The organism is Hymenobacter sp. BT559 (assembly GCF_016427535.1).
GTDB lineage: Bacteria > Bacteroidota > Bacteroidia > Cytophagales > Hymenobacteraceae > Hymenobacter.
Genome location: NZ_JAELXV010000001.1, coordinates 213,481 through 232,991, shown reverse-complemented (window position 1 = coordinate 232,991; position 19,511 = coordinate 213,481). Strand labels below are relative to the sequence as shown.

Genomic DNA, 19,511 nt, shown 5'->3' with positions numbered 1-19,511 from the left:
TGCTTCTCTCCTTATGCCTTTTTGGTCTTTTACCGCATCTACTCTTCGCCGTTGGGCAAGCATTTTCGCCGGGGCAGTAGCTCTAGGTACTCCTAGCTGGGCGCAGCCCACGCCCGCGGGACCCGTGCCCATCACCGTCGATTTTGCCAAGCCGCAGGGTACCATGCAGCCGCTGTGGGCCTACTTCGGCTACGACGAGCCCAACTACACCACCATGAAAGACGGGCAGCAGCTGCTCACCGAGCTAGCGGCCCTGAGTCCGGTCCCGGTATACGTGCGCGTGCACAACATGCTGACCACCGGCGACGGCACTGCCGCCTTCAAATGGGGCTCGACCAACGCTTACACTGAAGATAAGAAAGGCCGGCCAGTGTACGATTGGAAAATCGTGGACCAGATAATGGACAGCTACATCAAGCGCGGCATGAAACCCATCGCCCAGCTGGGTTTTATGCCTGAGGCGCTGAGTAGCCACCCTACGCCCTACCGCCACCACTGGAAGCCCGGCGACAACTATAACGACATCTACACCGGCTGGGCCTACCCGCCCAAAGACTACGCCAAGTGGGGCGAACTGGTGTACCAGTGGGTAAAGCACAGCGTGGCCCGCTATGGCGAGGCCGAAGTAAAAACCTGGCGCTGGGAGCTCTGGAACGAGCCCAACATCGGCTACTGGAAGGGCACGCCCGAGGAGTACCAGAAGCTGTTTGACTACTCGGAAGCCGCTGTGCACCGCGCCCTGCCCGCCGCCAGCCTAGGTGGCCCCGAAACCACCGGCCCCGGCTGGGACAAGGCCGCCGACTTTCTAAAGAGCTTCCTAGACCACTGCGTACGCGGCACCAACTACGTGACCGGTAAAAAAGGCACACGGCTCGACTTCGTGACCTTCCACGCCAAGGGCGCGCCCAAGCTGACCAACGGACACGTGCGCATGAACATGGCCACCCAGATGAAGGACATCCAGACGGGCCTCGCCATCGTGGCCTCGTACCCCGAGCTGCGCCAGTTGCCCATCATCCTAGGTGAAAACGACCCGGAGGGCTGCGCCGCCTGCGGCGTGCAAACCAACCCCGACAACGCCTACCGCAACGGAACCATGTTTTCGAGCTACACCGCCGCCGCCTACGCCCGCCTCTACACCCTGGCCGAGCAAAACCAAGTCAACCTGCTAGGTGCCGTGAGCTGGTCGTTTGAGTTTGAAAACCAACCGTGGTTTGCTGGCTTCCGTGACCTAGCCACCAACGGCGTCGATAAACCCGTGCTTAACGTGTTTCGGATGCTAGGCATGATGGGCGGCCAGCGCGTGGCCGTGGCTAACCCCCAGGCCATGAGCATGGCCGAAATACTGAACCAGGCCCAAAACCAGCGCCCGGACATCGGCGCGATGGCCACACTGGCGGCCGACGGCCACTCGGCCGCCGTGCTGCTCTGGAACTACCACAACGACGACCTGCCCGCCCCCGCCGCCGACCTCGACCTGACCTTGCAAGGCCTGCCCGCCGGCCAGGCGCTGGTGCAGCACTACCGCATCGACCAGGAGCATAGCAACTCCTACGCGGTGTGGCAAGGTATGGGCTCGCCGCAGTCACCCACAGCGGCGCAGCAAGCCGCGCTGGCGCAGGCCGGGCAGCTGGCGCTGCTCACGTCGCCGACCTGGGTGAGCACGCAGCAGGGGCGGGCGGTGTTGCATGTGTCATTGCCACGTCAGGGCGTGTCGTTGTTGCGCCTGAGTTGGTAGTGGGTGAGTGGTCATAGGGTACGTTGATTTGCTACCCTGGCGTATTACCCCACCCCCGGCCCCTCCCCTCCGGGAGAGGGGAGCCTGACGACTACTAACGTCCGCTCACGTCTGCTTGCGGTTGGCTCCCCTCTCCCGGAGGGGAGGGGCCGGGGGTGGGGTCACACGATTGGCGAGCCCTAACGCACTAACGCCTTTAACCTCGACCTAGGTGTAATAAACAGCCCCGCCCAGCGATACACCCCGCACACTTTTCAATCCCCTAGGTCATGGCATTGCCCATTCTGCTTTTCGTCGCTTTTCTACTGTTGGTGAGCAGCTTGCGCATTGCGCAGGAATACCAGCGGGCCATTGTGTTTCGACTGGGGCGCTACACTAGCACGCGGGGGCCGGGCCTGTACTGGCTCATTCCGCTTATCGAGCGCCAGCAAACAATTGATATGCGCACTAAGACTGTGGAGCTGGAGCAGCAGGAAACGATTACCAAGGACAGCGTGACCATCAAGGTCAATGCCGTGCTGTGGTTTAAGGTGCTGAACCCAGCCGATGCGGTGATTAAGGTGGCCGATTACAACAAGGCGGTTTACCAGCTTTCGGTCACGGCGCTGCGCAATATCATCGGCCAGCACCAGCTCGACGAGGTGCTGCGCGAGCGTGCCCAGATAAATGGGGCCCTGCTGCAAATAGTGGACACCGCCACCGAGGCCTGGGGCGTTAAGATTGAATTGGTCGAAATCAAGGACGTGGAGATACCCGAGTCGATGCAGCGGGCGATGGCCCGCGAGGCGGAGGCCATTCGGGAGAAGCGCGCCCGCATCATCAAGGCCGAGGCCGAGCTAGAGGCCAGCATCAAGCTCACGCAGGGCGCCAAGCAGATGGAGGAAAGCCCCATTGCCCTGGAGCTGCGCCGCATGCAGATGCTATCCGAAATCGGCATCGACAATAACACCACTACGGTGGTGCTTATCCCCTCCGAGTTTACGCAGGCTGCCAAGAGCCTGACGCAGCTGGTGAGCCAAGGCGAAAAGCCGGCCGCCTAGGTCGCTTTTGGGTAGCTGGTAGCGAAAGAGGGGACGTAGCCCGGCGGGGTTGCGTCCCTTTTTGTTTAATGACCTAAGGATAACATGAGCAGCCCTAGTTCTGCCGAAAAGCCTATTTATCGGCCTAAGCCAACTTACTATTTCCTAAAGATAACGCCCCGCCTTTCTAGCCGTGACAATGCCTTAACACCCCCCGTTCACCTTTGCGCCCTCATTCACCCTTTCTGAATATGGGCCAACGTTTTCTTCTTTTAATCCTTTTTTGGATAACAAGTATTTATACTGGTTTTGGCCAGTCTACCGACGCCTCTATTGCGGGGCGTGTGGTAGACGAAAAGGGCGAAACCTTGCCGGGCGTGGTAGTAGTAGTGCGTAATGAAGCCACCGGCTTTCAGACCTCTACCGTGACCGGCGTAGACGGGCGCTACCGCCTGCGGCAATTGCCGCTGGGCCGGCCCTACACCGTGCGGGCCAGCTTTGTGGGCTCGGGCACGCAGGTAAAAAATGACTTGGCGCTGAACCTAGGCGACCAGCTGGCCGTGGACTTCACCCTGGCCCCCGCCAGCGTGGGCCTAACGGAAGTGGTAGTGAAGGGCAATGCCCTCAACAGCCGCATCGACCGCCTGGGCAGCAGCACGGCTATCACGGACCAGACCATCCGGGAGATTCCGGTGCTCAACCGCAGCTTTACCAACTTGGCATCGCTGGCACCGACCTCCAACGGCGGCAGCCTGAGCGGGCAGCTGGCCTCCTCTACCAACTACCTCATCGACGGGGTGAGCGCCCGCAATAACCTGACTTCGGGCGCGGTGGGCAACGGGCCGTACTCGCTGTCGCTGGAGGCCATCCGCGAGTTTGAAGTGGCCACCAACGTGTATGACGTGACGCAAGGGCGGCAGGGCGGCGGCACCATCAGCGCCGTGACCAAGTCGGGCACCAACACCTTTACGGGGTCGATTTTTGACTACTACCGGGCTGATTTCCTGGCCAGCCCCTACGACATCCGGGGCAACCGGCGCACCCAGACTTTCACGACCAACCAGGCAGGCTTTAGCCTGGGGGGCCCCATTATCAAAGACAAGCTGCACTTTTTCACGGCCTTCGACCGGCAGGACCAGTCGGCACCCTTCTTCATTGCCGATATTAAGTCAGATGCCGACGCCAACGCGCTGGGCATCAGCCGGGCAGTACTCGACTCAGTACTGACCATCGGGCGTACCAAATACGGCGTGGGCAGCGGCGCCCAAACGGGGGAGTTTGGCCGCAAGACGATAAACAATACCTTTTTCGCCCGGCTCGACTGGCAGATTAACGACCGCCACCGCCTGACGCTGCGCAACAACTACAGCGACTACGACAACCCCAACAGCACCGACGACAACTCGGCTATCAACCTCTACGAGGTGTACGGCAACTTTAAGTCGCGCGAAAACAGCACGTTGCTGTCGCTGCGCTCGCAGCTCAGCCCCACCTTCGTGAACGAGTTGAAGGTGCAGTACCAGACCGTAAAGCGCGAATACGACACCAACGACCAGTTGCCGTCGGCCAACATACCTAGGGCCATTGTGACAGTACGCTCGCTGCTGCCCAACGGCCGGCAGGGCAGCACCTCGGTGCAACTGGGCGGCCAGCGCTTCACACCCGAGCGCAACCTCGAAAACCAGGTGCAGCTCGTGAACACTAGCTATTGGACCCGAGGCCGCTACAACTTCACCTTCGGCACCGACAACACGCTGACCTACCTCGACACCTACATTTCGAGCGAGCAAAACGGGCGCTTTGTGTTCAACAGCCTCAAGGAATTCAACGACTTGAACCCGTCACGCTATGCCCGTGAGGTACCGTTGCGCGGCATCCCGTCGGTGCAGCAATACGTGCTCAACACCTCGCTCTTTGGGCAGATGCAGTACAACCCGCTGCCCAACGTGGAGGCCATCGTGGGCCTGCGCTGGGACTTGACTAGCTACCTCACGGCGGGCGCCTACAACCCCGTGGTGCAGGAGACCCTAGGCCTGCGCACCGACAACAACCCCACCGACTGGAACAACATTCAGCCCCGCGTGCAGCTGACCTGGGACGTGAAGGGCGAGCGTAAAAGCATCATCCGCCTGGGCGGCGGCGTGTTCTCGGCTAACCCGGTTAACTACGCGCAGGTCAACAACATCCAAAACAGCGGCACGCTGGTGGGCTCGGTAGACGTGACGCGCCCCTCGACGGGCGCCAACCCGGTACCTAGGCCCAACTTTCCGGCCTACCGCGCCGACCCCAGCACGGCGCCCGGCCTGCTGCCCGGCGTGCCCTACGTATCGACCATCAACCTGAACGACAAAAACTTGCAGGTGCCCAGCATCTACAAGGCCAACCTGAGCTTGAACCGCGTGGTGAGCAGCTGGCTGCGGGTGGGGGCAAATTTCCTGTACTCGTACACCAAAAACAACTACGTGTACCTGGACCGCAACCTGGTGGACCAGCCCTACTTCACGCTCGACAACGAGGGCGGCCGCGGCGTGTTTGTGCCGGCCAATACCATCACGGCGGGCGGCATCACCAACAACGTGCTGGGCCGCAAAACTCAGTCGGTGGGCCGCACCTTAGAGTTTACCAATGGCGCCAAGGTGCAGCAGTTTACGATGGTGGCCGATGCCGAACTGCGCTACGCCAAGGACGGCTTTTTCAACGCCAGCTACACCTGGAACTCGACCCGCGACAACACCTCCTATAACGGCAACGTGGCCAATACGTCCACGTTCCGCCCCATCAAGTCGGACCCACGCGACCTGAGCGAGCTGAACTACTCCGACAACCAGTTTCGGCACAAAGTGGTATTTTTCGGCGCCTCGCCGAGCTTCAAGGGCTTCGTGCTGAGCGGGCGCTTCACGGGCATCGGCGGCACGCGCTACTCGCTCACCGTGGATTCGGACATCAACGGCGACTTCGTGGGCGGCCCAGGTACCGACAACGACCTGGCCTTCGTGTTTGACCCCAGCAACCCCAACACGCCCGCCAACGTGGCCGCCGCCATGCAGAAGGTACTGGCCAACCCCGACAACCGCGCCGCGGACTATATCCGCAGCAGCCTAGGTACCATCGCCGCGCGCAACGGCGGCGTGAACCCATTCTCGGGCACCTTCGACGTGCGCCTGCAAAAAACCTTCAAAACGTTTAAAACCCAGGCCTTCACGCTAAGCGTGGACGCGTTCAACTTCGCCAACCTGCTCAACAAGAGCTGGGGTGTAAACTACAACCTAGGGCAGCAAAACCTGCTCACGGCCACCGGTTTCGACCAAGCCACCCGCCGCTACACCTACCGCGTGAATGAGAACGTGGGCACGACCAACCGCAACGGCACGCCTTACCAGATTCAGCTGGGCGCCCGGTATTCTTTTTAACGGGTAACCCCACTCCCGGCCCCCTAGCCCCTACCCCCTCCGGGAGAGGGGAGCCTGACGACTTATAACTTCTGCTTGCGGTTGGCACCCCTCTCCCGGAGGGGGTAGGGGCCGGGGGTGGGGTCTCACGGCCGACGAGCCTTCAATCAATATTCATTCCTCATACTTCCTACCATGAAGTCCCTTCTCTCCACTCTCGCCCTCAGCTTGGCCCTAGGTGCCCCCGCCCTGGCCCAGCCGGCCAAGCACGTGGTACTTATCAGCATCGACGGGTTTCGGCCTGACTTTTACCGCGAGGCCAAGTGGCCCACGCCCAACTTGCAGCGCATGGCCGCGCAGGGTACCTCGGCCGATGGCGTGCGGGGCGTGTTTCCGAGCGTGACGTACCCATCGCACACCACCATTATTACAGGGGTGGCGCCGGCCCAACACGGCATTTATTACAACTCGCCCTTCGAGCCCGATGGCGCCACCGGGCGCTGGTACTGGGAGGAAAGCCTCATCAAGACCCCTACCCTGTGGGACGCCGTGCGCCAGGCCGGCGGCAAGACGGCCTCCGTGTCGTGGCCCGTGACAGCGGGTGCGCCCATCGACTACAACGTGCCCGAGGTATGGTCGCTGACCGTGAAGGACCGCCTCACGCCGGTGCGCGAGCAAACCACGCCCAAGGGCCTATTTGAGGAAATAGAGCAGAAGGCCACCGGCCCGCTCACCGCCCGCGACATGAGCAGCGACTACGTGAGCGGCGACGAAAACGGCAGCCGCATCGCCGCCTACCTGCTCCAAACCTACAAACCCACACTGCTGACCCTACACGTATTCGGCGTAGACCACGCCGAGCACCAGGACGGCCGCGACGGCGAGCACGTGCGCCGCGCCCTCGCCACCGCCGACTGGGTGGTGGGCAACCTAGTAGAAGCCCTGGCCAAAGCTGGCATCGACAAAGAAACCGCCGTCATCGTGACCGGCGACCACGGCTTCGTGGACATCAATACCACCCTGGCGCCCAACGTGTGGCTGGCCCAAAATGGCCTCTACAATGCCGAAAAAGGCAACTGGAAAGCCCAGTTTCATACCTCAGGCGCGGCGGCCTTCCTGATGCTGAAGGACCCTAAGGATAAGAAAACCGTGTCCCAGGTGCGCCAGCTGCTGGCCGCCGCGCCCGCCGAGCAGCGCAAGCTGTTCCGTGTGGTAGAGCGCGCCGAGCTCGACCAGATTGGGGCCGACCCGCACGCCGCGTTGGCCCTCGCCCCCGCCCTAGGGGTGTCGATGAGTGCCGCCCGCGATGGCGCCGTAGTGCGCCCCGGCAAAGGCGGCACCCACGGCTTCTTCCCCGACAACCAGCAGATTCAGACGGGCTTCGTGGGCTACGGCCCTGGCTTCGCGGCCGGCAAAGTAGTACCCCAGATGGCCCTGCAAGACGTGGCACCCATCACGGCCCAACTCCTGGGGTTGACGTTTAACCCCGGCAAGAGCACGCTGCCTACGCAGGTGGTGCAGTAGCGCGAAGCTCCGCTCTGCATGACCAACGGCCTAGGTTTCCACCCAAACACTTGTATAACCCAAAAGGCCCCGTGCAGTAGTGCGCGGGGCCTTTTTATATGAGGACAACAAGGCTACATATGGCCGAACAACTACATCATTCCTACGTTCTTATGCGAGCATTCTTTTTCCTTCCCGCCCATGAAAATCTTGCTCACCGGCGCTACCGGCTACATTGGCCAACGCCTGCTGCCCGTACTGGCCGAAGCGGGCCACGAAGTGGTGTGCCTGGTGCGCGACGAGCGCCGCTTTTGCCTACCCGACTCGATGCCCGCGGCCCTGCGCCCGCGGGTAAGCGTGACCCAGGGCGACTTGCTGAAACCCGACACGCTGGCCGACCTGCCACTGGATATTGACGCCGCCTACTACCTGGTGCACTCGATGAGCGGGGGCGAAAAAGACTTTTTCGAGCTGGAGCAGCAGTCGGCGCGCCACTTCACCGAGTACCTCGACCGCACTCAGGCGCGGCAGGTTATCTACCTCTCGGGCATTGCCAACGATGCGGGCCTGAGCGTGCACCTACGCTCACGCAGCGCCGTGGAGCACGTGCTGGCCGCCGCGCGCACGGCCCAGCTCACGGTGTTGCGGGCCAGTATTATTATCGGGTCGGGCTCGGCATCGTTCGAGATTATCCGCGACATCGTGGAGAAGCTGCCCGTGATGGTGACGCCGCGCTGGCTCAACTCGCGCTGCCAGCCCCTAGGTGTTCGCGACGTGGTATTTTACCTGCAAGCGGTGCTCGACAATCCTGCTTGCCTGGGCGAGAGCTTCGACCTAGGTGGACCCGATATTCTAACGTACAAGCAGATGCTACTGGGCCTGGCCGCCGAGCGTGGCTACCGGCGCTGGATAGTGACAGTACCCGTGCTCACGCCGCGGCTGTCGTCGTGGTGGCTATATCTGGTTACTAGCACCTCGTTTTCGCTGGCGCAAAGCTTGGTCGAAAGCCTCAAAAACGACACCGTAGTCGACCCGGCGCGCAGCATCGAGCGCGTCATTCCGCATCAGTGCATGAGCTACCGGGCGGCCCTGGCGCTGGCTTTCCAGCGCATCGAGCAAAATGAAGTGTTGAGCAGCTGGAGCGACGCCCTGAGCAGTGGCACCCTGCGCCAGAATTACATGGATGCCATCCAAATCCCGAAGCACGGCATGTTCTTCGACCGCCAGAAGCGCAAGTTTACCCGCCCGGTAGCCGAGGTGCTCGACAATATTTGGCGCATCGGCGGCGACCGCGGCTGGTACAAAACCGACTGGCTCTGGCGCATCCGGGGCCTCATGGACAAGCTAGTGGGCGGCGTGGGCCTGCGCCGCGGACGCCGCTCGCCCAGCCGCCTGCGCGCCGGCGACCCACTCGACTTCTGGCGCGTGCTAGTGGCCGACCGCACCACCAAGCGCCTCCTACTCTATGCCGAAATGAAATTACCCGGCGAGGCCTGGCTCCAATTCCGCATCGTGGACCACGCCGATGGCTCGCACACCCTAGAGCAGTTGGCCGCCTACCGGCCGCAGGGTCTTTTGGGCAGGCTGTATTGGTACTCGGTGCTGCCGTTTCACGGCATCATCTTCAAAGGCATGGTGGAGAACTTGATTAGCTACGGGCAGGGCGCCGGAGTTAAGAGCTAACTCACTTCCTCCCCATCACCTGTAAGGTGTCGAGAAAAGCCGAGCGATAGGTATCGCCCAGCGGCACGAAGGTGTTGGTGCCTTTCAGAAAAATTTGGTTGCCATCGAGCGCCCGAATCTTGTCGAGCGACACGAGGTAGGACTTGTGCACCCGCATAAATTGCCGGGCCGGCAGCCGGTCTTCCAGGTCCTTGAGGTTGAGCAGCGTCACGATGCGCTCGCTGTCGGTTTGGATGGCTACGTAATTTTTCAGGCCCTCTACATATACGATGTCGGCAAAATCGACTTTGGCCATTTTGCCTCGGCTCTCCGTTTTGACGAAGACGTAGTCGGCAGCTGGCGCCTCCAGCGGGGCGCTAGGTGGCGCCACGGCCGGGCGCGCCTTTTGCGCGGCTTTCAAAAAGCGCTCGAAAGCAATGGGCTTGAGTAGATAGTCTAGCGCCTCGAGCTCAAAACCCTGCACCGCAAACTCGCTGTAGGCGGTGGTGAGTATTACGCGGGTGTGGCTAGGCAGCAGGCGCAGCAGGTCGAGGCCCGAGAGCTGCGGCATGTGAATGTCGAGAAAGAGTAGGTCTACGGGCTGGGCTTGCAGCAGGCTGAGCACTTCGAGAGGGTTGGTGGTGGCCCCGACCAGGGTCAGAAAGGGCGTTTTCTTAATAAAGGCGCACAGTAGGTCCACAGCGCTTTGCTCGTCGTCGACGACCAGGCAGGATATCATAACTAAAGGTCTAGGGTCAGGTGGCAGGTGTACGCGTCGGGCGCGTCGGTAATGGTGAGGCTGTGCCGACCGGGATATACCAGCTCGAGGCGGGAGCGCGTGTTGGCCAGCCCAATGCCCGCCCGGTTTTCTTTGGGCCCGTGGCGCTTGCGGTTGTGCGTCTGGAAGGTAAGCCGGCCGGGCTCCACGGCTAGCTCTATGCGCAGCGGGTGGGCTGGGTCGGCCAGTTCGCCGTGCTTAAAGCAGTTTTCGACAAACGTGATGAGCACCAGCGGTAAGATGAGCACGAATTGGTCGTTGCCTGTGACCTCAAACTGCACTTGCAGCTGCTGGTGATAGCGCAGCTGGTTCATGGCAATGTAGTTGTGCAGGTGCTGCACCTCCTGGCTGAGCGGCACCTTGCCCGCCGTGTTTTCGTGCAGCGCATAGCGCATAGTATCGGCCAGCAGCAATATGCCCTGCGCCGCTGGCTCGGAATGCGGATATACCTGCGCGTAAAGAAAATTGAGCGAGTTGAAAAGAAAGTGCGGGTTAATCTGGCTTTTCAAAAAGGCTAGGTTAGCTTCAAACAGGTTTTTCTCGGCCAAGCGCAGCTGCTGCTCTTGCTCGCGCTTGTGCCGCTCGAGCTGCACCGCCCGGCGCGCAAACCAATAGCCAGTACTTACAAACAGGAAAAACGAGCCGCGGTAGAGCGAGGCCACCCACTGCTGTCCAAATGTAAAAGGGACCGGGGACGCCACTGCGCTAAGCCCTATTTGGGCGCGGCACAAGGCATAAACCGACGTAAGAACCAGGGTGAAGATGGCATAGCGCACGTAGTGGCGGCGCCCTACCAAGCGCGGCAGCAACCAGTCGCTGTTACTATAGAATAGCAGCGCGTTTAATCCATAGTTCAGCAGTATCCAGAAAAAGCTAAGCCGATAAGGATTGATGAAAAACTGGGTGGACTGCTCATAAATGCCGAAGCTGACCCAAACGGCTAGATGAGTTAGGACGGGCTTGAGGGAAAAAGAAAGGCGCGGCATCGAGCGAAGATAAAGACCTGCCTATGCTGCCCGCCAGCGGCTGCTACTAGGCGCACCTCAACCACCAAGGGCAGAGCTAAATTTCACAAAGCATTTTTTAAGCTACTCTGCTGGGGGTAGCTGAAGCACTTGTCTAGCCCGAAAGCTCCCCCTGCGCAGCGATACCCCATGCAAAATGCCCGGTTGGTACCCCAAAACGGCGGGTTGGTGTAGCTTTTTTTACCTGTTTCTAAAGCAAGAATACGTTTGCCTTAGGTAATGCAAACGGTGTTGCCCACGATAAAGGGAACAAGCTAGGCAACGGTTGCCCTGCACTTGGCATCTGGGGTAGAGCTAGCGGTTAGCTCACTTCTTTTTAGTAAAAATTTTTCTACTTACCCCGTAACGTTTGCCGAAAGCTTCGGTACTCGAGGTTGAAAAAGGCTGAAAGTTCCCGTCGAGAGCGCTAATTCAAAAATATTTTCAGGTCAAAAACTTCGTTTCCAGCCCGCCAATGCAGGTTTTGATAAATAATTTGAAATAGTACTATGTGAAACAAAGTACCTGTTGTAAGTTTGTTCTATCAAAAGCATAGTACTCCTCTAAGACCTACAACCTGGCGCCGCCCGGTTGTGCTTAGGAGGCCACCCTAGCAGCCGCCAACCGGGCGGCAGCCCCTCGCCAAAAGCCCTCGTCGCTGCTGGCCCACGCTAGCCCCCCTGCCCGTGGTAGGCCGGCTCCCCCTCCTCTCTCGTGCTTTTTCAGGCACCGACGCTTCACCCCCCGGAACCGCGGCCGGCTGGGAACGGAATCGCCATGCCCTTTCAGAACGCCTTTTCTACGCTTCACATCATGGACTACTCGCTGAAAATCAACTCGCTCGCTCTCGCTGCTAGTTTCAGCACCTGGCTCGCCCTGCCCCAGGCAGCGCAGGCCCAGACCGCGCCGGCTACCCTCACCGGCACCGCTGTAGATGGCGGCGCCAAGGCCGAACCCCTTGCCTTTGCCACGGTGCTGCTGCGCCGCGCCGAAGTAGCCGATACTAGCTTAGTAACCAGCACCCAAACCTCGCTGACCGGGGCCTTCGAGCTGAATAAGGTACCGGCTGGCACCTACCGCCTGCGCATCCAGGCCCTAGGGTACCAGGGGCTGGTGCAGGCCGTGCGGGTGGCCCCCGGCCAAACCACCCTGGCCCTAGGTACCCTAAAGCTGCGCGCTGGCACCCAGCAGCTGGCCGAAGTAAAAGTGACCGGCGAGAAAGCTGTGATGCAGCAAGAGCTGGGCAAAACCGTAATCAACGTAGAAAAGGACTTGAGCAGCGTGGGCGGCACCGCCGTGAACGTGCTCGAAAACGTGCCCTCCGTGGCCGTAGACGCCAGCGGCACGGTGAGCCTGCGCGGCTCTTCTAACCTGACCATCCTTATCGACGGGAAGCCCGCTGGCACCAGCAACGGCGGCCCCGGCCCACGCCTCGACCAGATTCCGGCCTCCCAGATTGCGCAGGTGGAGGTCATGACGAACCCCTCGGCCAAGTATGACGCCAGCGGCACCGGCGTTATCAACATCATCACGAAGAAGAACAAGAAAGAGGGTTGGAACGGCCAAGCGGCGCTGATAGTGGGCACCCGCGACAAGTACTCGCCGAGCCTCAGCCTGAGCCGCCACCACGGCAAAGCGACCTGGAACCTAGGCTACGATGGCCAAGACCAGCAGTACCGCAGCACCAACCGCAGCGCGCAAACGGCGCTGCTGCCCGAAGGCGGCAGCCTCTACACCACCCAAGAAGGTCTGGGCAACCAGCGCAGCCGCAACCACAGCCTGAACCTAGGGCTGACCTACGAGCTGCCCAAGCAGCAGACCCTGAGCCTAAGCGTACAGCCCCACTGGGAGCACCAAACAGAAGTCATCAACCAGACGCTGACGCAGCAATCGGTAGGTTCGCCCACCGTCATCACGCAGGTAGGCCAGGAAATAAACAACGTGAAGGTGAGCGTGATAGAAAGCTCGGCCGACTACCGCCGCACCTGGGAGGCCCATAAAGGCCGCGAGCTGACCGCCAACGCCGGCATGGTGAATATCGACGCCAATATTCCGGTGAGCCAGCTGCTGACGGGCGGCACCGCGCCGGCCGGCTTTCGGCAGCAGCAGCAAGTGAAGGCCCAGATTTACTTTGGGCAGGTAGACTACACGCTGCCCAGCGCCGACAACAAAGGCAAGCTCGAAACCGGCGTACGGATGCAAGCCCTGCGCAACACGGGCTCCACGGCGCTGTTTGCACCCACTGCCAACCCGGAAGATGAGTTTGTGCGCGACGAGAATCGCTCGTTCGACTACAGCTTTACGCAAGTAATGCCCGCCGCCTACGCCACCTACCAGCGCACGCTGGCCCACGGCTGGAGCGCCCAAGGCGGCTTGCGCAGCGAGGCCACTTTCCTGAACGGCGGCGTGGTCGACGGCCGGGCCAACGTCAACCGCAGCTACATCAGCCTGTTTCCGAGCGCCACGGTAGCCCGCGAGTTGGGTAAGGAGCCGGGCCAAAGCCGCTTGCAGTTTAGCTACGCTCGGCGCTTGAATCGGCCCGACTTTATGCAGCAGCTGCCCATCCAGCTCTACCAAGACCCGCGCAACTACCGCCAGGGCAACCCTAACCTGCTGCCCGAGTTCAGCCACAACCTAGAGTTCGGCCACCAACTCAACCTGGCAGGCGGCACCAGCCTCACGGCCACCGTGTTTGCCCGCTTCACGCAGAGCGCCATCCAGCGCATACGCACCATCGACACCCTGGCTACTCGCATCAGCAACGTGGGCGTGGTGACGCAGGAGACCTTCCAGAACCTGGGTAGCACCACCAACCTAGGGCTCGAAATGACTTGGGCCCAGCCCCTAGCCAAGTGGTGGCGTGTGTCGGCCAGCGGCTCGCTCTTCCGCTCCGAAATTGCCGCCAACGCCCTGAACACCGCTAACCGCGCCGCCCTGGCCGGCTCGGCCCGCCTCAGCAACAACTTCACGCCCCGCAAAGGCCTCGACGTGCAGCTCACCGGCAACATCCGCTCGACGGTGCTCACGGCCCAGGGCCGGGTGCTACCCACTGGCGGCCTCGACCTGGCCCTGCGCCAGCGCCTCTTCGGCGACCGCGCTGCCCTCACGCTCCGCGTTTCAGACCTACTCAACACCCAGGTGCGCCGCGTACAGCTGGCCACCCCCGAGCTGCAGACCAGCCTCTACAGCAAGTACGAGACCCGCGTGGGCTGGCTAGGCTTCACCTGGTACATCGGCGCCACCAAGGCCAAGGCCGGCCGCATCGAGGCGGCCCCCAGCGGGGGCGGCGGGTTCGGGGGCTAGTCCCCTCCCCCATTCAAGTAGGGCATACCGGGCCCGCAGCGGCGGCTCGGGTGGATTATCCAATTCATGGCGCGAGCGAGTTGCGGCAGCGGGTGCGGTATGACCTATTTGAACGAATAACTCCTACGCTTTTGGTCACACAAATTCTTTAAAATCAATACACTGTCTTAATCACCTCCGGCTAGCGGCACCGTTGCTTTGCACCGCGTTCGCAGCAGTTCTTTTCCTCTTCTTCCTACCTCATCTTTTTCTTTCTTTGTCATGAAAACCACTGCCCTCCTCTTCGCCACTACCCTCCTGTTTTCGGCCCTAGGTGCCTCCGCCCAAGACCTGGCCCTGGTGCCCGATGCCCAAGCGCTAACCGGTGTGTACGCCACTGCGTCGGCTGCCAAATCGGCCGCGCCTACTTCCGGCATCACCTACTTCGGTGTGGTCAATTCCCAAGATGCAAAGCACGAGCAATATGCCCAGCTGCGCCGGCTGTTCGACACCTACCAGCCCACGCTGGTGGTAGTCGAAAAACCCGACCTAGGCACCGCTGATACCGAAGCCGCTACCATACAGACCAAGGGCGCCCCCGGCTACGCCCGCCTGCTGGCCCAGCAATACCAGGTGCCCACCGAGCGCCTCGACGACCCAGTGGCCGAGTACAACTACTTGCTGACTAAGGTTGATGCCGAGCAGCTTAAGCTTTACTACTTGCTGCGCGAAGCCCGGCGCTTCCAGCAACGCACGGGCGCCTCTAAGGCCTTTACCGCGAAGGCCATGCAGCAGCTCATTGCGCAGAGCAAATACTTCGTACCCGGCACCGAGCACGTTATCCGCAACGTGGGCGAGCTTGCCACTGCCTTCGCTAAATACTGCCCCGACGGCGGCCAGTGGTGGAATGCCCCCGCCGCCTACTTCTGCCCCCAAGCAGCCACGGCGCTTTACCCCAGCGGCTCGTTTTGCCACACCCTAGGCAGCGCCATCAGCGAGTACCGTGAGCAATACGTGTACAGCAAGCTGGCGGCCCGCGCCCAGGCCGGCGAGCGCATCCTGGTAGTCACGAGCTGCGACCAGCTGCCCAGCGCCCAATCGGCCGGCACGGTCGCCGTGAAGTAGCAGCCTAGCGCCAGCGAGGCGCGAGGACCCCACCCCCAGCCCCTCCCCTCCGGGAGAGGGGAGCCTGACGACTCTAGCGTTAGAGAACGAAGGGCTCCCCTCTCCCAGAGGGGAGGGGCTGGGGGTGGGGTCTGCGCGTTAGGTCGTTCTTTCACATTGAACCAGCCTTAGGTGTGTAATGCAACTCATTGGGCGGCGATTACCTCTCTACCTTGTCTCCCTCCGCCTTATGAATGCACGCTTTCTCTTTCTCACGGGCCTGCTTGGGGCTGCCACCCTCACCGCCCACGCCCAGCAGCTGAACACCGCCAAGCTCGATAGCCTGCTCACCAGCCTGGCTACTCATAATAAGATGATGGGCAGCCTGGCCGTGTCGCGCAATGGACAGGTGATGTACAGCCACGCTTTTGGCTCGGCGCAACTGGCACCCCCAGTGCCGGCTACCCCCGCCACGCGCTACCGCATGGGCTCCATCACGAAGATGTTCACGGCGGTGATGATTTTTCAGCTTATCGAGGAGAAAAAGCTGACGCTAGACACCAAGCTAGCCACCTTCTTCCCGCAGCTGCCCAATGCCAAGACCATTACCATCGACCAGCTCCTGAGCCACCGCAGCGGCCTGCACAACCTCACCGCCGATGCGGCTTACCTAGGCTACATGACCCAGCCTAAAGTGCAGGCTGAGCTGCTGGCGATGATGAGCAACTACTCGCCAGATTTCGAGCCGGGCGCGAAATTCGACTACAGCAACTCCAACTATATCGTGCTGGGCTACATCGTAAAGAAGCTCGGCAAGCAGCCCTACGCCCAGGCCCTGCAAAAGCGTGTAGTGGCCAAAGCCGGACTTAAAAACACCTACTACGGCGGCAAAATCGACCCCAAGCAGCAGGAAGCTTTTTCCTACAAGCCCACCGGCAGCGGCGACTGGCAGCTCGATACCGAAACCAACATGAGCACCCCCGGCGGCGCGGGCGCGGTCGTATCGACTCCAACCGACATCGACCGCTTTCTGGAAGCGCTGTTTGCGGGTAAGCTGGTATCGGCCGCTAGCCTAGGCGAAATGAAAACCGTCCGCGATGGCTTTGGGCGGGGCATTATGCTGATGCCCTTTTATGGCAAGCCTGGCTATGGGCACGGCGGCATCATCGACGGCTTTCAATCGATAGCCAGCTACTTCCCCGATGACAAGCTGGCCGTGACCCTGAGCACCAACGCCCACAGCTATACCCTCGGCGATGCAATGGGCGACGTGCTGCGCATCTGCTACAACAAGCCCTATAAAATCCCCGATTTCGCGGCCAGCACTTTCGTACCCGCCGCGGCCGACCTCGACCGCTACGTCGGCACCTACGCGAGCCAGCAGATTCCGCTCAAGGTTACGCTGACTAAAGAGAGCGGCTCGCTCCTGGCCCAGGCCACGGGCCAGTCAGCCTTCCCGCTTGAGCCCGTGAGCCAGGGCGTGTTCAAGTTCGACCAGGCAAACATCCGCATGGAGTTTGACGCGGCCAAGCCCACGTTTACGCTCAAGCAGGGAGCCAATACCTATACATTTACGAAGGAATAAGTTGCCTTATTTGGCTACCTGCTTTTTTCAGACCTGCTTCTTTCCCCATTTTTCTCTTCATGTCCAAACCTCTTTACCTGGCTGCGGCGCTGCTGCTAGCAGGTACCGCCGTGGCCCAGCCTACGGTGCCCGCTACCCCGGCCGGCGCCATCAAAGTCAAAACCAAGCACAAGCGTGGCCAAGCCGACGCGGCTACTACCACCGCCCCGGCGGCCGCAGCCACCGATTGGTCGGTGCCCTACGCCGCCACCATCACGCCCGAGGCGCTAAAGCAAGACCTGTCAGTACTGGCCTCTGATGCGTACGAGGGCCGCGAAACGGGCAAGAAGGGTCAGAAGATGGCCGCCGATTACATCGCCAAGGCTTTCGCCGCCGATGGGCTGGCAGGGCCGGTGCAGGGTTCGGACAATCCCTACTTGCAGCACTTCACCATGAACCGCGTGAGCATCGACCCGGCTTCGGCCATCCAGGTAGGTGGTAAAACATACACGCAGGGCAAGGATTTTTACGTGCTGCTGCCGGGTGGCCTTCTAGGTTCTACAGCTCCTCTAAAGCCCACCTTCGCGGGCTACGGCATTAAGGAAGCTAATTATTCCGATGCCACTCCCGCCCCGGGCGGCGACCTAGTGGTATTGCTAGGCCAACCGCTCAACAAGACCGGGCAGCCGTTGCTAGGCAAAACCAGCGCGTATGGTGCCAGCGGCCTACCAGCCCTATCGGCCCGCACCGGCGCCCTGCGCGCCGCCCGGCCAAAGTCGGTCTTTTTGGTGGCACCCACGGCGGCCGCGTTTGCACAGACTCCTAAGGACTATGCCCAGCTACTCGGCCAGGAGCAGTTGGAGTTTACCGACCAGCCGGCCCAGAGTGGGCTTGGCATCGTACTGGTATCGCCGGCCCTAGGCGCGGCCCTACTAGGTACTACTCCGGCGGGCCTCACCAAGTACGAAAAAGGTGTGGCCGCCGCGGGCAAGCCCCTGGCCGGCGATTTCAAGCCCGCCTCAACCAACGGGCAGCTCAAGCAGAAGAAAGAGCCCTTCACCACCGAAAACGTGCTGGGCTACCTCGAAGGTGGCGATAAGAAAGACGAGGTAGTGGTCGTATCGGCCCACTACGACCACCTAGGTATCAAAGACGGCGTGGTGTACAACGGGGCCGACGACGACGGCTCGGGCACAGTGAGCGTGCTAGCTATGGCCCGCGCCTTCACCCAAGCCAAGAAAGACGGCCACGGCCCGCGCCGCAGCATCCTGTTCTTGGCCAATACTGGTGAGGAAGAGGGCCTGCTGGGCTCACAGTACTACACCGACCACCCCATCTTCCCGCTGGCTAATACCGTCACTGACCTCAACATCGACATGGTGGGCCGCGTGGATAGCCTGCACCAGGGCAAAGGCGACTACCTCTACCTGGTGGGCGACGACCGTCTCTCGCAGGAGCTGCACACGCTGAGCGAGGCCACTAACCAACAGTACCAGCCGATAGCGCTCGACTACAAGTACAACGCTCCCGATGACCCTGAGCACATCTACGAGCGCTCGGACCATTACAACTTCGCCAAGCACAACGTACCGATTATCTTCTACACCAGTGGCTTGCACCCCCAGTACCACAAAGCTACCGACGACGTAGACCTGATTGACTTCCCGGCCATGGCCCGGCGCGACCAGCTCATTTTCCACACCGCCTGGGCCGTGGCCAACCGCGACCAGCGCATCATGGTCGATGAGAAATTCCGCTCTACCGGCTTCGTGCCCACTGCGGCTGACCTCGACCGCTACGTGGGCAACTACGGCAGCCCCGGCGTGCCGCTCAAAATTGTGCTCAGTAAGGAAGGCACCACGCTAAAGGCCCAGGCTACCGGCCAGCCCGCCTTTGCGCTAGAGCCCGTGCGCCAGGGCGTGTTCAAGTTCGACCAAGCAGGCCTCCAACTAGATTTTGCTCCGGATAAGCCCAGCTTCACGCTCAACCAAGGCGGCCAGAAAATCGAGTTTACCAAAGAGTAGCCATCTGGCCTTCGCCTAGGTTCTACTCATAGGCTTTCGTGGCCCTCAGCAGCTGCCAGCTCAGTAATGGGCTGGCAGCTTTCTGTTTATGACAAGAATAACGGCCTCGCTCGTCCTGCGTGCGACCTTCTTGCCGCCAGGCCGTATACTTGTCACTTCATTTCATCTTCATGCAGCCCTTACGTTTTATTTCGCGGAGTATGCTCTTCGCCAGCACCTTAGTGGTCTTGCTCTCGGCCTGCGGCAAAAAGCCTGATGGCACGCCCTACGGCGTAGACCCCGCCAAGCTGCCCAAAGGCCGCCGAAAGACTACTAGCGCCGCACCCTACAAGCAAGACGTGCCTAAGGGAGCCGAGCTAAACGCCGTCACCAACGCGGCCCGTACGGGCCAGCCTGCCAGCGCCGCGCCGCAGCCCGCGCAGCCACGCTAGCCCACCCTAGGGC

12 protein-coding genes are annotated in these 19,511 nt (G+C 61.1%); 10 read left to right on the top strand and 2 right to left on the bottom strand.

Annotated elements, in window-relative coordinates:
• The first annotated feature begins 13 nt into the window (after positions 1-13).
• The 5 genes from JAO77_RS01025 to JAO77_RS01005 all read left to right on the top strand — a co-directional run bounded on the left by JAO77_RS01025 (position 14) and on the right by JAO77_RS01005 (position 9,332).
• Positions 14-1,738 (top strand): GH39 family glycosyl hydrolase, encoded by a 1,725-nt coding sequence (locus JAO77_RS01025; RefSeq protein WP_198988416.1) that lies wholly within the window; start codon positions 14-16, stop codon positions 1,736-1,738.
• Positions 1,739-2,007: 269 nt separating this feature from the next.
• Positions 2,008-2,778, top strand: coding sequence for a slipin family protein (locus JAO77_RS01020; RefSeq protein ID WP_198988415.1), 771 nt, complete (start codon positions 2,008-2,010; stop codon positions 2,776-2,778).
• 230 nt (positions 2,779-3,008) lie between these two features.
• Positions 3,009-6,167: a TonB-dependent receptor gene (locus JAO77_RS01015; protein ID WP_198988414.1), complete on the top strand. Its 3,159-nt coding sequence runs from the start codon at positions 3,009-3,011 to the stop codon at positions 6,165-6,167.
• Positions 6,168-6,341: 174 nt separating this feature from the next.
• A complete protein-coding gene (locus tag JAO77_RS01010; protein ID WP_213019306.1) occupies positions 6,342-7,670 on the top strand; it encodes an alkaline phosphatase family protein in 1,329 nt (442 codons plus the stop codon).
• Positions 7,671-7,850: 180 nt separating this feature from the next.
• Positions 7,851-9,332 (top strand): SDR family oxidoreductase, encoded by a 1,482-nt coding sequence (locus JAO77_RS01005; protein WP_198988413.1) that lies wholly within the window; start codon positions 7,851-7,853, stop codon positions 9,330-9,332.
• Position 9,333: 1 nt separating this feature from the next.
• On the opposite strand, the gene JAO77_RS01000 is transcribed toward JAO77_RS01005, so the two are convergent.
• Together JAO77_RS01000 and JAO77_RS00995 are read right to left on the bottom strand one after the other, a co-directional pair.
• Positions 9,334-10,050 (bottom strand): LytR/AlgR family response regulator transcription factor, encoded by a 717-nt coding sequence (locus JAO77_RS01000; protein WP_198988412.1) that lies wholly within the window; start codon positions 10,048-10,050, stop codon positions 9,334-9,336.
• Positions 10,051-10,052: 2 nt separating this feature from the next.
• The gene (locus JAO77_RS00995; RefSeq protein WP_198988411.1) at positions 10,053-11,075 is read right to left on the bottom strand and encodes a sensor histidine kinase; all 1,023 of its coding nucleotides are present in this window, start codon (positions 11,073-11,075) and stop codon (positions 10,053-10,055) included.
• Between the two features lie 795 nt (positions 11,076-11,870).
• On the opposite strand from JAO77_RS00995, the gene JAO77_RS00990 reads away from it, so the two are divergent.
• From JAO77_RS00990 to JAO77_RS00970, 5 genes are all read left to right on the top strand, one after another.
• Positions 11,871-14,396, top strand: coding sequence for a TonB-dependent receptor (locus JAO77_RS00990; RefSeq protein ID WP_198988410.1), 2,526 nt, complete (start codon positions 11,871-11,873; stop codon positions 14,394-14,396).
• Positions 14,397-14,657: 261 nt separating this feature from the next.
• On the top strand, positions 14,658-15,500 hold the full coding sequence (locus JAO77_RS00985) for a RuvC family protein (protein ID WP_198988409.1): 843 nt from the start codon (positions 14,658-14,660) through the stop codon (positions 15,498-15,500).
• Between the two features lie 229 nt (positions 15,501-15,729).
• Positions 15,730-17,064, top strand: coding sequence for a serine hydrolase domain-containing protein (locus tag JAO77_RS00980; RefSeq protein WP_198988408.1), 1,335 nt, complete (start codon positions 15,730-15,732; stop codon positions 17,062-17,064).
• A 59-nt stretch (positions 17,065-17,123) separates the two neighbouring features.
• Entirely contained in the window at positions 17,124-19,067 is a 1,944-nt protein-coding gene (locus tag JAO77_RS00975; protein ID WP_198988407.1) for a M28 family peptidase, read from the top strand.
• Positions 19,068-19,237: 170 nt separating this feature from the next.
• Positions 19,238-19,498, top strand: a complete 261-nt coding sequence (locus JAO77_RS00970; RefSeq protein ID WP_213019305.1) for a hypothetical protein — start codon at positions 19,238-19,240, stop codon at positions 19,496-19,498.
• Positions 19,499-19,511 lie beyond the last annotated feature (13 nt).